Below are 14,226 nucleotides of genomic sequence, written 5' to 3' on the forward strand. Positions count from 1 at the left end.
ATATTCAAATATAATGAATTTTTAAATTGACTAATTGTGTATTTAATTATTTATTTTTTGTCGTAACCTAAAATTTTTAATACGTCTTCTGATGTTTGCTGTTCCGAAAATACTTCCGTTGCAAGGATCCCATTTTCATCGCGATCAATTAAAATATGTTTGGGTTGAGGAATCAGACAGTGATGTAGACCTCCATATCCGCCAATAGTTTCCTGATAGGCTCCAGTATTGAAAAAACCAATATATAATGGTTTTTCTTTGTTGTATTTTGGTAAATAAATGGCATTCATATTCTGTTCAGAATTGTAATAATCATCGCTATCACAGGTCATTCCGCCCAATAATACTCTTTCATAAGTTTCATTCCAACGGTTGACAGCCAGCATAATGAAACGCTTGTTTATTGCCCAAGTATCAGGTAAAGTTGTGATAAAAGAGGAGTCAATCATGTTCCATTTCTCTCTGTCATTTTGTTGTTTTTGATACAATATCTGATAAATGGCACCGCCACTTTCTCCAACTGTAAAAGATCCAAATTCAGTAAAAATATTTGGAACATCTACTTCTGCTTCGTCACAGGCAATTTTTATCTGATTGATAATTTCGTCAATCATATATTGATAATCATACTCAAATGCCAATGAATTTTTGATAGGAAAACCACCACCAATATTCAATCCATCAAGCGTAGGACATTCTTTTTTTAATGCAATATAAACTTTGATACATTTTACTAATTCATTCCAGTAGTAAGCATTGTCATTTATACCTGTGTTGATAAAAAAGTGCAACATTTTAAGTTCCAATTTTTTATTTTCCTGAATTTGTTTTTTGTAAAAATTTACAATGTTTTTGTATCCAATTCCTAATCTTGAAGTGTAGAACTCAAATTTAGGTTCTTCCTCGGCAGCAATACGAATTCCGATTTTGAATTTCCCTTTTATTTGTTCTTGTAAAAGATCCAGCTCTTCATAATTATCAATAATTGGAATTGCATTTTTATGACCATTATTGATAATTCGCGCAATATTTTCGATGTACTGATCTCTTTTGAAACCATTACAAATTACATAAGTGCTTTTGTTGATTTTACCGTTTGCCAATAAATTTTCAACGATGTTGATATCAAAAGCAGAGGAAGTTTCAATGTGGATATTGTTCTTGAAAGCTTCATTCATAATGTATTCAAAATGAGAGCTTTTCGTGCAATAGCAGTAATAGTATTTTGCCTCATATTTATTTTTCTCCATTGACTTACGAAACCAGCTTTTGGCTTTGTTGATGTTATTGGATATTTGAGGCAGGTAGGTAAACTTTAATGGCGTACCATATTGTTCAACAAGTTTCATCAAATCAATATTGTGAAACTGAAGATTATCTTTGTTTAATGTAAACTCTTCTTGAGGGAAATAATAAGTTTGATTTATTAAATCAGAATATTTTGTATTCATTTGATATTTAATATTTTAGATTGAAAGTAATGTAAAAATAAACTAATCTAAAATTCAAACCCGAATATTTGCATAAATAATTTGAAGCTTTTCATGATCTGCTTTCAAATATTGGAAAATATCAAAACTAAAGTTTCCTTTAATAGAATAAAAACGTTTCAACATTCTTAGAAAAGACATGTTGTTTCTGCTTTTATTGGAACTATAATTTATTTTGTTTTGACTTTTTTTCATCGTGGCAAATGTAAAAAATATTATATACGCAATGCAATCCTTTTTATTAAAAATATAATTATGATTTATAATCTTGGAAGGCTTGAAGAATTAATTCATTTTCAACAGATTGATTAATTTTGATTTTCCCTATTCCTTCAATTAATGCAAATTGAATGGTGCCATATTCATTTTTTTTGTCATGAATCAGTAGTTCCAGAATTGGTTCTATGTCATTTTCATCAAATAGGATGTCTTCATAAATACTCTTTATGGTAGATTTTATTTGAATATATTCCTCCTGCTTGATTAGTTTTTTATGCAGTGAGATATAACTTTCCAATATCATTCCAGCAGCTATCGCTTCGCCGTGTAATAAAGTAGTCTTGTTTTCATTTTCCAGAAAATAACTTTCTATAGCATGACCCAAAGTATGACCAAAATTCAGCGATTTACGAATGTTTTTTTCAGTAGGATCTTGCTTAACAATTTCATTTTTTATTTCAACTGAACGATAAATTAATTCATCAAAATCAGCAAAATCGATAGCTTTTAAATCCAAAAATTGCTCCCAATACGCTTTATCATATATCAATCCGTGTTTCAGCATTTCAGCAAGTCCGGAACGCATTTCGTTTTGCGGTAAAGTTTCTAGATATTGCGTATCTATAAGCACCATTTTAGGCACATTGATAACGCCAATTTGATTTTTTAAATTCCCTAAATCAACTCCATTTTTTCCGCCTACCGAAGCATCAACCATAGAAAGTAGAGTGGTGGGGATGTGAATAAAGTCAACTCCTCTCTTGAATGTTGAAGCAACAAAGCCACCGAGGTCCGTTACAACTCCACCACCTAAATTAATAACAAGGCTTTTTCTGTCGGAACCAAGTTCAGTAAGTACATTCCAAATTTGGACACAAGTTTCAATGTTTTTATTTTGTTCACCTGCTTCGAATTCAACGATTTCAATAGTAAGTTCTGTTTCTAAAAAGGGCAGAAAATTTGGCAAACAAAACTCATTGGTATTACTATCTACAATAATAAATAGATTCGAATACTTATTTTCTTTTAGATAAAGGTTAAGTGCTTCATATCCTTTTTCATTGAAATAGATTGGGTAATTGTTGGCTTGAATTGTTTGCATCTTTGTTGATTAATTGAAAGCGCAAAATAAGGTAATTTTTGCTAAATAATATTGAAAACTCTCTCTATATTTGTACAAAAATTCAACAAATAATGGAAAAAATATTTGATAATACACAAGTTGCCTTTGCATTAAAAAGTGATACCGAGCTTGACAGAGCTTATTTTCTTTTTAAAATGATTGACAATCAACCTTTGGTTCGAATAGGGACTGCTGTTACCAATTTTGCTTTAAAAGCAAATCTTCCAGTTGAAGGTTTGATTCGTGCTACTGTTTTTGATCATTTTTGCGGAGGAGTAAATGAAGTGGACTGTCTTTCTGTCGTGGATAAAATGTATACTAAAGGCGTTTCTTCGGTATTGGATTATTCTGTAGAAGGAAAAGAAGAAGAAGATCAGTTTGATGCTGCCCTCGAAATGACTTTGAAAACCATAGAATTTGCCAAAGAACGCAAAGCAATTCCCTTTGCAGTTTTTAAACCAACTGGTTTTGGACGTTTTGAATTGTATGAAAAATTAGGAGAAAAACAAACCTTAACAACCGAAGAACAAGCGGAATGGAATAGAGTAGTAGCACGTTTTGACTTAGTTTGTAAAGATGCCCATTCTAAAAATGTAGCTCTTCTTATTGATGGTGAAGAAAGTTGGATGCAAGATGCAGCTGATGATTTAGTGACGGACATGATGCGTAAATACAATAAAGAAAAAGCCATTGTTTTTAATACATTACAAATGTACCGTTGGGATCGTTTGGATTATTTGAAAAAATTGCACGAACAGGCTAAAAAAGAAGGATTCTTTATAGGATTGAAATTGGTTCGCGGCGCTTATATGGAAAAAGAAATTGTAAGAGCTAACGAGAAGGGATATATATCGCCGCTTTGTCCATCAAAGGAAGATACAGATGAAAATTATGATACTGCTGTTCGCTATATGGTTGATAATATTGATACCATGGCTATTTTTGCAGGAACACATAATGAGTCAAGTACTTATACGCTAATGGAATTAATGCAAGAGAAAGGCATTAAAACCAACGACGATCGAGTTTGGTTTGGTCAATTATACGGGATGAGTGATAATATCAGTTATAATTTAGCCGCTCACGGTTATAATGTGGCTAAGTATTTACCTTTTGGTCCTGTCAAAGATGTTATGCCATATTTGATTCGTCGTGCCGAAGAAAATACATCTGTAGCGGGGCAAACCAGTCGTGAGTTGTCTATGATTAAAGCGGAAAGAAAAAGAAGAAAAGGGAAATAGGATAGTGATCAGTGATCAGTTTTTAGTATTCAATTATATTAGAATCTATAAAAATTTTCATAAAAAACTCCATTCAGTTTACAGAATGGAGTTTTTTTACGTCAAATTGATAACGAATACTACGAATTGCTAAACTGCAGATTACTTAAATTTTTATACATTCCATTTTCTAAAGCAATTAATTCCTGATGTGTTCCTTGCTCTGTGATTCTTCCTTTATCCAAAACTAAAATTTGATCTGCACTTCTAATAGTGGAAAGACGGTGAGCAATAATAATACTGGTTCTTCCTTGCATTAAAATTTCTAATGCTTCCTGAACTAGTTTTTCACTTTCGCTGTCTAATGATGATGTGGCTTCATCCAGAATCAAAATGCTTGGGTTTTTTAACAATGCTCTTGCAATAGCAATACGCTGTCTTTGCCCACCAGACAATTTAATTCCTCGTTCACCTACAATTGTTTCAAATTTTTCGGGAAAACTTTCAATAAAATTATAAGCATTGGCTTGTTTCGCCGCTAAAATAATTTCTTCTTCGGTGGCGTTTGGTTTTCCGTAGGCAATATTTTCTCTAATGGTTCCTCCAAATAAAATTACATCTTGCGGAACGATACTCATGTTCCCGCGAAGCTTTTCTAAATCATAATCATAAATATTTTTCCCATCAACCAATATTTCTCCTTCTTCAATATTATAAAAACGTAATAATAAGGAAGCAATAGTCGATTTTCCGGTTCCACTTGGTCCTACAATCGCTATTTTTTGACCAAAATTAGCGGTAAAACTGACGTCTTTCAATACTTTGATTTCTTTTCTCGAATGATAACTGAAAGCTACATTTTTGAACGTGACATTCCCTTTTATTTTTTTGTTTTCAGCAGTGTTTTGAACCGAATTAATTTTTTCAGGAGTTTCATCCAATAATTCAAAAACACGTTCTGTTGCGCCAATCGCTTTTTGGATTTGGGCATAAAGTTCCGCAATTCCTCCAAAAGAAGCTCCCACAAAAGTGGAGTATAAAACAAATGAAATTAGTTGGCCCACACTCATTTCTCCACTGATGCTTAAACGAACACCGTACCAAACCACGGCAACAATGGCTCCAAAAAGACAAAAAATGATAAATGAGGCGAAGTAACCTCTATATTTCCCTCCTTTAATAGCTATTTTAACTACCTCTTTTATTTTTCCGTTATAGCGGGCAATTTCATACCATTCATTGGCGAAAGCTTTAACAATAGTAATTCCTTGCATAGTTTCTTCAACAATAACCTGGCTTTCAGCAACTTTATCTTGAACGTTTTTTGAATATTTTCGAATAAATCGACCAAAAATAACTGCAGCAATAGCAACAAGCGGCACTACTGATAACATCAATAACGTTAATTTTATACTTTCGTTAGCCAATAAAAGAACGCCCCCGATAATTAGAATGAATTGTCTTAAGAATTCGGCAATTGTTGACGTTAAGGTGTCTTGTATTTGGGTTATATCAGAACTAATTCTACTGTTCAATTCACCAACACGTTTTTGTGAAAAGAACGACATGGGCAACTTTACTAGATTACTATAGAGTGCTAATCTTAGATTTGCTAAAGTATGTTCCGTGAAATTGACAAATAACGACAGTCTGAAAAAGGAGAAAATAGATTGGAAAAATAAAATAACTAGCAAACCCAAAGCGATAGTATTCGCCTGAGAATTGTCTTTGTTTTTTACACAATCGATAAGCATTCCCATTAATTTAGGGAAAGCTAAAGCAGTTGCACCGGTAAATAATAGAAAAACTAAACCAACATAAAATTTCCAACGATGATTTCCTGCATATTGAAAAATAATTGTCGCTTTATTGAGCGAACTTGCAGTAATTTTTGACTTTGGTAAATCGTTTTCTTTGAATCTTGCCATGTTTTATTATTTATATCGCAAATGTAAGACTATAAGAAGTCAATACAAAAAAATCATTCGGTTTCATCCTTTATTTAAAATGCTGTTAAAGAGTACCAAAGAAGATTTAATGAAAATTTTATTAATTTATTTTTAGAATTTACTTGTAAATACGATTTCTAGATGTATATTTGCACACGCAATAACGGCATCGAAAGTTGTCAAACTGCAAAAATAGGGCGATTAGCTCAGCTGGTTCAGAGCACCTCGTTTACACCGAGGGGGTCGGGGGTTCGAACCCCTCATCGCCCACAAGATAAACTCCATTAGAAATGATGGAGTTTTTTTATGCCTTATACTTTATGGAATACATAGTTTATATACTTTTTAGTGAAATTAAAAATAGATATTATATTGGTTTTACTTCTAATTTAGAAGAGCGGATTATTCGTCACAATCAAAAGAGCAAAGGTTTCACTGGTAACGTAAATGATTGGAAAGTTGTTTATACCGAAAAGTATGAAATAAAAGAACAGGCTCAGCAAAGAGAATTACAAATTAAATCTTGGAAAAGTAGAATTAAAATTCAGGAATTAATTTCAAAAAAGGATTAGCTCAACTGGTTCATAGCATTCCGATTTTATCGGAAGTGGTCGGGGGTTCGAACCCCTCATCGCCCACAAGATAAACTCCATTAGAAATGATGGAGTTTTTTTATGCCTTATACTTTATGGAATACATAGTTTATATACTTTTTAGTGAAATTAAAAATAGATATTATATTGGTTTTACTGGATCAATCCCAAAACCTGTGGAGCGATAAAATTTAGCATAAATATTAGTTAGGGATCAATCAAACACATCACAAAAGTAGTCATTCCTTCATCATTTCTATATGCCAAGTAGCCGCCATGAGCCTCAACAATGCTTTTGGACAGCGTCAAACCAATTCCGGCTCCTTCTTTTCGGGTGGTGAAGAAGGGCAAGAATATTTTGTTTTCTATTTCTTTTTCAATTCCTTTCCCATTATCAGAAATCATGATAAAAATTCTGTTTTCTTTGACTTCTGCCGATATGATAATTTGTTTTTTTTCTGAATTAGATAATGCGTAAATGCAATTCGTTAAAAGATTAATAAATACTTGCTCTATCTGCTGTGGGTCAATATTAAGTCTGCGGTCAAAAGCAATAGTATTTATGACTTCTATGTGTTCCTTTTTAAACAATGGATTCATAATTTGACAGCTGTTGTCAATCAATTTTGACAGTTCCATTATTTGTTTTTTGGGAGAAGGCAACATGGCCAGTTTTCGATAACTTTCTACAAATTGCTGCAAGTGATCACTTCTCCTCAACATCGTGGTCACACTACTTTTCATATCGTCTAAATCTTCTGCCGAAATGGTTTCCTGTTGCACCAAGTCTTGTAAATTCTGAGAAAGTGAGCGAATTGGAGTTATCGAATTCAAGAGTTCATGCGAGATTACTTTCATCAAATTGCTCCAGGCTTCTTTCTCTTTTTTCTCAATTACACTTTGAATCGAATCTAGTGAAACAATAAAATAATCCTGATTGTAAATTTCACTTCTGGAAGTCTGTATCACAAAAGTTTGTGTGTCTTGCTGATTAACACGTATTTCTAATGACGTTTTAATTTCTTGAAAATCCCGCTGTTCAATAATTTCACATAGAGAAGGCAACTGATTTTTTAAGTATTTCCATTTGGAAACTTTTGGTACATCAAAATGCTTGGAAAAATAATCATTCATCAAAAAAATATTCCAGTCGTTTCTATCTTTTTGCAGAATAATAATTCCCGTTTCGATAGTATTTAGAATAGAACGATACACAATATCTTTTGAAACCTGCTCGTTTTCTTTACCTTTCAGCGTTTCGTACAACTTGAATAAGTTAGAATAATTTTGATACGATTTATGTTTGGAAAAATCCGAGGTGAAATCATTTTGCAAAATGGAAACGATTGTTCTGTCGTACAGCAGAAAGGCATTTTTAATGTAAAAATACATTTCTACGATAAGTAAGAAAACTGTAAAAAGACCAAATATAGCTGTAAAAATCAATTCTTTTTGAAAAAGAAAGATGGAAATTCCAGCAATAGAAAGAATAAGAATCAATCGAAGAAAAAGGAGTTGGTAGGTTTTCAAGGATTTAAACATATTAGTTGATATTATATTTTTCTAAACGTCGGTATAATGATCCTCTGGACAATCCCAATTCCTCAGCGGTTTTACTGATATTGTTGTTGTTCTTGAACAATATTTTTTCGATGGCTGTTTTTTCGACAGCCGAAAGTTGAATATCGTCTTGGTTTTCTTCGTAAGTTGTTATTTGCTCCAAATCCAAGTCCGAAACGGTAATATGATTGTTCTCGCAAAGAATGACGGCACGTTCTATTCGGTTCTCCATTTCTCGGATATTTCCATTCCAAGCGTGATTTGCTATTTGTTCCAAAGCTTTTTCGTAAAAAATAATTTCGTCCCGTCCATATTTTGTGATCATTTTTTGCAAAAGATAATGCGCCAAAGGAATTTTATCTTCAATTCGTTCTCGCAATGGAGGTAATACAATTTCCATAGTATTGATCCGATAATATAAATCTTCACGGAAATTTTTATCCGTAACTTCTTGTTTTAGATTCATATTGGTAGCTGTAATTATGCGAATATTTAATGGCCTTGCTTTTGATTCTCCTAATCGGGTTACCATTTTGGTTTGAATAACCTGCAACAGTTTAGATTGTAAATGCAATGGGACGTTTCCTATTTCATCCAAAAAAATAGTGCCGTTTTGAGCCATTTCAAAACGTCCTGGCGTATCAACTTTCGCATCTGTAAAAGCGCCCTTGGCATAGCCAAATAACTCACTTTCAAAAATATTGGAATTCAACGAGCCCAAATCAACGTGAACAAAAGGATTATTTTTCCGTTCTGATTGGCGATAAATATGGTGTGACAAAACATATTTACCGGTTCCGTTTTCGCCAAGGATTAAAACATTGGCATCTGTTTTGGCCACTTTATCGGCCAGAGAATAGGCTTTTTTAATAACATCTGAATTACCAACAAAAAAAACATCTGCACTCTCGATATTATTTGATTTCTTTTGCTCTTTCCGGCTTTTATCGACGGCTTGTTTCACAACGCTAAGTAATTTTTCATTTTCCCAAGGTTTCAAAATATAATCAAAAGCACCAGCTTTTAAACCTTCTACAGCCGTTTCTACTTTACCAAAAGCGGTCATCAAAATAACGACAGTTTTTGGCGAAAGCGTTTTTATTTCTTTTAATAAATACAAACCTTCTCTGCCGTCCTCAAATCCTATTCTGTAATTCATATCGAGCAAAACGGCATCAATGTTGTTTTGGGATAATAATTCAACTAAATTTTTAGGGTTATTGAGCGTGTAAATATTTTCAAAATGCTTTTTAAGGAGCATTTTGGAAGCAAAAAGAATGTCTTCTTGGTCGTCTATGACTAATATGGAGGCGTTGGTCTTTTTCATTCTAACGTAATATCTGTATTTTTTTATTCAGAAAATGGAATCATTGTTCGGTTTCGGACAAATAGTGTTCAATTATGGACACCGTGTAAATTTTATTATAATTAAAAACCTAATAATAAGATTATTACAGTTTTTAATTTTCGGGTACGATTATCCTAATAGACTATACAAAAAATAAACAATGGACACCAAAATCGTACGTAAAACTAACAAAAATAAGTATCTTTTAATTGCTTTGCCAATTATCTTACTCTTCGGGTATTTTGTCTTTACTTCTGCTACCAAAAAAAGAAGTTTGAACGTAAAAAAAGTTGAAATTACGATTAAGACCGTTGAAAATAATTTATTTGAAGATTTTATGTCTTTTCAGGCAAAAGCCGTTCCTTTAAATTCAATGTTAATTAATATCATTGAAGGGGGAGCCGTTCAGGAAATATTTGTAGAAAACGGAGACATGGTCGTAAAAGGACAACCGTTAGCGCGCTTATATAATCCTAATGCAGAACTGGCGTACATGCAACAAGAAACGGCCATTATCGAACAAATTAATAATTTGAATAAGGGCAAACTCGATTTGAGAAATCAGGAGCTTAATTTAGAAAAAGACTTGATTGCTATTGAACACGATTATCTTGATGCTAAAAACTTATTTGAATTGAACCAAAAACTTTTTGACAAAGAAATACTTTCAAAAAATGAATGGGAAAAGACCCAAGAAAATTATCGTTTTCAAAAAGAGCGCATGAATATCATCAAAAAAAGTGTCAAAAAAGAAAAATTAGCAAATCAAGTCCAGATTGGACAATTGAATCAATCCATTGGTTTCATGAATAAAAGTTTGAATATTTTGAGATTGAATAAAAAGAATTTCCTTATTACAGCACCAATTTCTGGAAGACTTTCTTCCTTTGAACCTATACTAGGGAAAACCTATGTACAAAATACAAGTATTGGTTCTATTGATGACAGAAAAGGCTATAAATTGATAGCTGATATCGATGAATTTTATTTGGATAAAATTGCAGAGCAACAAAAAGGAACAGTAGATTTTGAAAATAAATCCATCGAAGTTCTAATAACCAAAGTGATTCCTGAAATAAAAAATGGAAGGTTTCAAGTAGAATTGGATTTTGTTTCATCTGAAAAATTAGATTTAAAACAAGGATTGAGTTTTGGCGTAAAATTAAACCTGTCAGAAAAAACCAAGACGGTAGTACTTTCCAAAGGAAGCTTTAACGAAGAAACTAGTGGAAAATGGATTTTTGTAGTCAATGGCAACAAAGCAGAGAGAAAAACAATCAAATTGGGTCGAGAAAATCCATTATATTATGAAGTACTCGGCGGATTGAAAGCAGGTGAAAAAGTGATCACTTCCTCTTATAAAGACTATAAAGAAGTCGAAGTTTTGAATTTAGAATAAAAAAAGTAGTGAATAATTAATTCAGATAAAAATAGCATCAATCAAAAAACGAATAGTATGATCACAATTAAAAATCTTTCAAAAGTATTTAGAACAGAAGAAGTAGAAACTATGGCATTGAGTGAAGTTTCACTAACCATTAATCAAGGTGATTTTGTATCCATCATGGGCCCTTCGGGAAGCGGAAAATCCACTTTATTAAATATTGTAGGATTGCTGGATAGTGCTTCAAGCGGAAGTTATCAGTTACTCAATCAGGAAATGTTTGGGCTGAAAGAGAAAGAAAAATCGAAAGCAAGAAAAGAAAATATTGGCTTTATTTTTCAGAATTTCAACCTAATAGATGAATTATCAGTTTATGACAATATTGAATTGCCGTTGATTTACAATAAAGTTCCATCATCTGACAGAAAGAAAAAAGTAGAAGCAATAGCTGATAAACTAGGAATTTCTCACCGATTGAAACATTTTCCGCAGCAACTTTCCGGAGGGCAGCAACAACGTGTGGCCGTGGCAAGAGCTTTAATTAACGATCCGAAAATCATCCTTGCCGATGAACCTACAGGAAATCTAGACAGCAAAAATGGAAATGAAGTTATGGAATTGCTCACTGATCTACATTCCAACGGAGCAACGATCCTGATGGTTACACATTCTGAGTACGATGCGTCTTTTTCCCAAAAAACAATTTTGATGAAAGATGGAGTTGTCATTTCTGAAAAGGTAAATCAAAGAAATGTTGATGTTTTTAAAGTATAAAAATGATAATTATTCTCATATCAATTATCACAATCATTTTTAAGTTGCTTTGCAAAATACTTTTGTAAACCACTTAAACTTCATCAATCAAAATTAAATCAATCAAAAAGTTATGATTCTCAATTGGATAAAAATATTTCTCTATCATTTAAAGCAAAATAAATTGTTTTCTTTTCTCAACGTTTTGGGTTTGAGCATTGGTATTGCAGGCGTGATTTTCGCCATTTTATATTGGAATGACGAACATAGTTATGATAAATGGAATCCTGAAAAGGATAACGTTTATATGGTTATAAATACTTTGAACAACAATAAATGGCCTTATACAGTTGCTCCCATAGGACAATATTTGAAAAATGATCCCAATGTAGCAAGTTACAATTACAGCTATAATTGGTATGATTCAGATTTGTTTAGCTATAATGGGAGAAAACAAAAAATAGCGAAGGCATTTAATACTCAAAACAAATTTTTCGATTATTTCCCCTTTCCTTTTATTTTCGGAAATGCTAAAAATGCTTTAAAAGATGATTCTTCTATTGCTATTTCTGAGAAAATTTATAATACTTTTTTTAACAAAGAAAACCCAATAGGTAAGCAAATAAAATTTGGAGAAAACTTTTATACCGTTAGTGGTGTTTATAAAAATGAAATGAAAAGCTCTTTTGCTCCTGATGTTGTGATGACAGATAACTTTAAAAAAGTTATAACACAGAGTTTAGACCAATGGGAGACTTTTAATTTTTGTTTACTTATAAAACTTAAGGATAATTCTAAAAAAGAGTTAGTAGAACGAAAAATTGAGCAACTTTTTATTGATAATGTTATTAAACCCGAAGCTAAAGAAGCCAATATTAGTTTACAACAGCAAATAAAAGAAAATGGGATAGTTGCTATAAATCTAGAACCACTTAAAGAGGCTCGTCTCAATTCTTCATTAGTAGGAGGTTGGGGATATCCAGAAGGAGTGGGAAATTATCAATATTTAATCATAATGGCAGGATTGTCTATTTTAATAATGATTCTTTCCATTATTAATTATATAAATTTAGCTACTGCCAGTGCTATTAAGAGAGCAAAAGAGGTAGGAGTGCGCAAAGTACTGGGTGCAAGTAAAAGGAATATCACATTTCAATTTATCTCGGAAACACTAGTAATTGTTCTCCTTTCTATTCTTTTCGCATTAGTAATTGTCGAGATTTCATTGCCTTATTATAATGAACTTTTAGACAAAGATTTGAAAATTTATGGTAGTCAATTCTATTTACAATTGTTATTTATTTTCGGAACAGTGGTTTTATTAGGAGGATTTTTCCCAGCGCTATATATTTCAAGTTTTGAAGCACAAAAAGTCTTAAAAGGGAATTTTAACAGAAGTAAGACTGGAATTTGGTTGCGCAACAGTATGTTGGTTTTTCAATTTGCTATAGCTGTTTTTTTTATTATCGGCACAACGATTGTCTACCAACAGGTAAATTACTTAACCAATAAAAACCTTGGCTTTAAGGGTGATCAAGTTATTGAAATTGATTTTCTGAAAAAATTTGACAAACAATCTGAGGCAAGTTATAAGAACGATTTTTTTAAGAACTATTTGGCAACAAAAGATAGATTGAGCAGAATGAAAGGCGTTAATCAAGTGGCTACTGCAAATTTCTCTTTTGGAAATGGTGCACGTTCTTCAAGCGATTATGTTTTTCAAAACGCTCGCATTCAAGGGCTAAACATGGCTGTTGATTTTGGAATGATGGAAATGATGAATATCAAATTAAGTGAAGGAAGGTATTTCAATTCTCAATTCGCTTCAGACACCATCAATAATGTAATGGTTAATGAAACAGCTGTAAAAATATTAGGAATCAAACAGCCAGTAGGAAAAGAAATTGTTTCTCGTGATGGTGAGAAATTCAAAATAATCAGCGTTGTCAAAGACTTCAATTTAAGAGGACCTCAACAAAAAAACGCACCAATGGTGTTTACGCATCTAAAGACAATGCCATTGATGTTGCAAGGTGTAAATTCAATTTTTGTAAAAGTAAAGGGAGAAAATATTGAAGAAACGATGAGCGATATTGAACAATTTTGGAAGACTAAAGTTGATACCGAATATCCGTTCTCGTATGAGTTTGTAGATAAAAAATACGCACGATCTTTTAAGGAATATGTAAAACAAAAAAATCTATTTTCAATCCTTAATGTGGTGGTTGTTCTTATTGCCATTTTCGGTTTGTTCGCTTTGGCTTCTTTCTCTATGGAGCGAAGATTACGAGAAATCGCTATTCGAAAAACCTTGGGTGCCGAAACCAATGTTTTACTCAAAGAATTATCAAAGCAATATATAGTTTTTTGTGCAGCAGGTTTTGTCATTGGCGTTGTTCCAGCCTACTTATTATTAGAAAAATGGCTCGAAAATTTTGCATACCGAATTACAATTCAAATTCTTCCTTTTGCAATTGCTTTTCTGTCTTTACTGTTTTTAACATTAATTGTTGTTTTGGCAAAAGCTTTTCAAGTAACCAGAATGGATGTTTTAAAATATTTAAAATACGAATAATTAAAAAGATTT

11 protein-coding genes and 2 tRNA genes are annotated in these 14,226 nt (G+C 32.3%); 7 read left to right on the forward strand and 6 right to left on the reverse strand.

Annotated elements, in window-relative coordinates; genetic code table 11:
• Positions 1 to 50 precede the first annotated feature (50 nt).
• Genes ACFX5E_RS06510 through aroB form a run of 3 tightly spaced genes read right to left on the reverse strand, consistent with a single transcriptional unit; the run spans position 51 to position 2,811 of the window.
• On the reverse strand, positions 51 to 1,451 hold the full coding sequence (locus ACFX5E_RS06510) for a type III PLP-dependent enzyme domain-containing protein (RefSeq protein WP_379854383.1): 1,401 nt from the start codon (positions 1,449 to 1,451) through the stop codon (positions 51 to 53).
• Positions 1,452 to 1,505: 54 nt separating this feature from the next.
• The gene (locus ACFX5E_RS06515; RefSeq protein WP_073208825.1) at positions 1,506 to 1,685 is read right to left on the reverse strand and encodes a hypothetical protein; all 180 of its coding nucleotides are present in this window, start codon (positions 1,683 to 1,685) and stop codon (positions 1,506 to 1,508) included.
• 58 nt (positions 1,686 to 1,743) lie between these two features.
• Positions 1,744 to 2,811: a 3-dehydroquinate synthase gene (aroB, locus tag ACFX5E_RS06520; protein WP_379854384.1), complete on the reverse strand. Its 1,068-nt coding sequence runs from the start codon at positions 2,809 to 2,811 to the stop codon at positions 1,744 to 1,746.
• A 92-nt stretch (positions 2,812 to 2,903) separates the two neighbouring features.
• Between aroB and ACFX5E_RS06525 the strand changes: the two genes are divergently transcribed.
• On the forward strand, positions 2,904 to 4,073 hold the full coding sequence (locus ACFX5E_RS06525) for a proline dehydrogenase family protein (protein WP_379854385.1): 1,170 nt from the start codon (positions 2,904 to 2,906) through the stop codon (positions 4,071 to 4,073).
• A gap of 119 nt (positions 4,074 to 4,192) precedes the next feature.
• Here the strand turns inward: ACFX5E_RS06525 and ACFX5E_RS06530 are convergent, their stop codons facing one another.
• The gene (locus ACFX5E_RS06530) at positions 4,193 to 5,980 is read right to left on the reverse strand and encodes an ABC transporter ATP-binding protein (protein ID WP_379854386.1); all 1,788 of its coding nucleotides are present in this window, start codon (positions 5,978 to 5,980) and stop codon (positions 4,193 to 4,195) included.
• A 216-nt stretch (positions 5,981 to 6,196) separates the two neighbouring features.
• On the opposite strand from ACFX5E_RS06530, the gene ACFX5E_RS06535 reads away from it, so the two are divergent.
• The 3 genes from ACFX5E_RS06535 (at position 6,197) to ACFX5E_RS06545 (ending at position 6,639) form a co-directional block, all read left to right on the forward strand.
• Positions 6,197 to 6,271: transfer RNA gene (locus tag ACFX5E_RS06535), tRNA-Val, on the forward strand.
• A 50-nt stretch (positions 6,272 to 6,321) separates the two neighbouring features.
• Positions 6,322 to 6,573: a GIY-YIG nuclease family protein gene (locus tag ACFX5E_RS06540; RefSeq protein ID WP_379854387.1), complete on the forward strand. Its 252-nt coding sequence runs from the start codon at positions 6,322 to 6,324 to the stop codon at positions 6,571 to 6,573.
• Positions 6,568 to 6,639: transfer RNA gene (locus ACFX5E_RS06545), tRNA-Lys, on the forward strand. The genes ACFX5E_RS06540 and ACFX5E_RS06545 overlap by 6 nt, the downstream gene beginning before the upstream one ends.
• Before the next feature lie 162 nt (positions 6,640 to 6,801).
• On the opposite strand, the gene ACFX5E_RS06550 is transcribed toward ACFX5E_RS06545, so the two are convergent.
• The gene (locus ACFX5E_RS06550) at positions 6,802 to 8,136 is read right to left on the reverse strand and encodes a sensor histidine kinase (RefSeq protein ID WP_379854388.1); all 1,335 of its coding nucleotides are present in this window, start codon (positions 8,134 to 8,136) and stop codon (positions 6,802 to 6,804) included.
• Position 8,137: 1 nt separating this feature from the next.
• Entirely contained in the window at positions 8,138 to 9,481 is a 1,344-nt protein-coding gene (locus ACFX5E_RS06555) for a sigma-54-dependent transcriptional regulator (protein ID WP_379854389.1), read from the reverse strand.
• Between the two features lie 181 nt (positions 9,482 to 9,662).
• On the opposite strand from ACFX5E_RS06555, the gene ACFX5E_RS06560 reads away from it, so the two are divergent.
• The 3 genes from ACFX5E_RS06560 (at position 9,663) to ACFX5E_RS06570 (ending at position 14,214) form a co-directional block, all read left to right on the forward strand.
• A complete protein-coding gene (locus tag ACFX5E_RS06560) occupies positions 9,663 to 10,901 on the forward strand; it encodes an efflux RND transporter periplasmic adaptor subunit (RefSeq protein ID WP_379854390.1) in 1,239 nt (412 codons plus the stop codon).
• Between the two features lie 57 nt (positions 10,902 to 10,958).
• Complete coding sequence (locus tag ACFX5E_RS06565) at positions 10,959 to 11,660, forward strand: ABC transporter ATP-binding protein (protein WP_379854391.1); 702 nt, start codon at positions 10,959 to 10,961, stop codon at positions 11,658 to 11,660.
• A gap of 112 nt (positions 11,661 to 11,772) precedes the next feature.
• On the forward strand, positions 11,773 to 14,214 hold the full coding sequence (locus ACFX5E_RS06570) for an ABC transporter permease (protein ID WP_379854392.1): 2,442 nt from the start codon (positions 11,773 to 11,775) through the stop codon (positions 14,212 to 14,214).
• Positions 14,215 to 14,226: the final 12 nt, after the last annotated feature.

Source organism: Flavobacterium xylosi (genome assembly GCF_042787345.1).
GTDB lineage: Bacteria > Bacteroidota > Bacteroidia > Flavobacteriales > Flavobacteriaceae > Flavobacterium > Flavobacterium xylosi.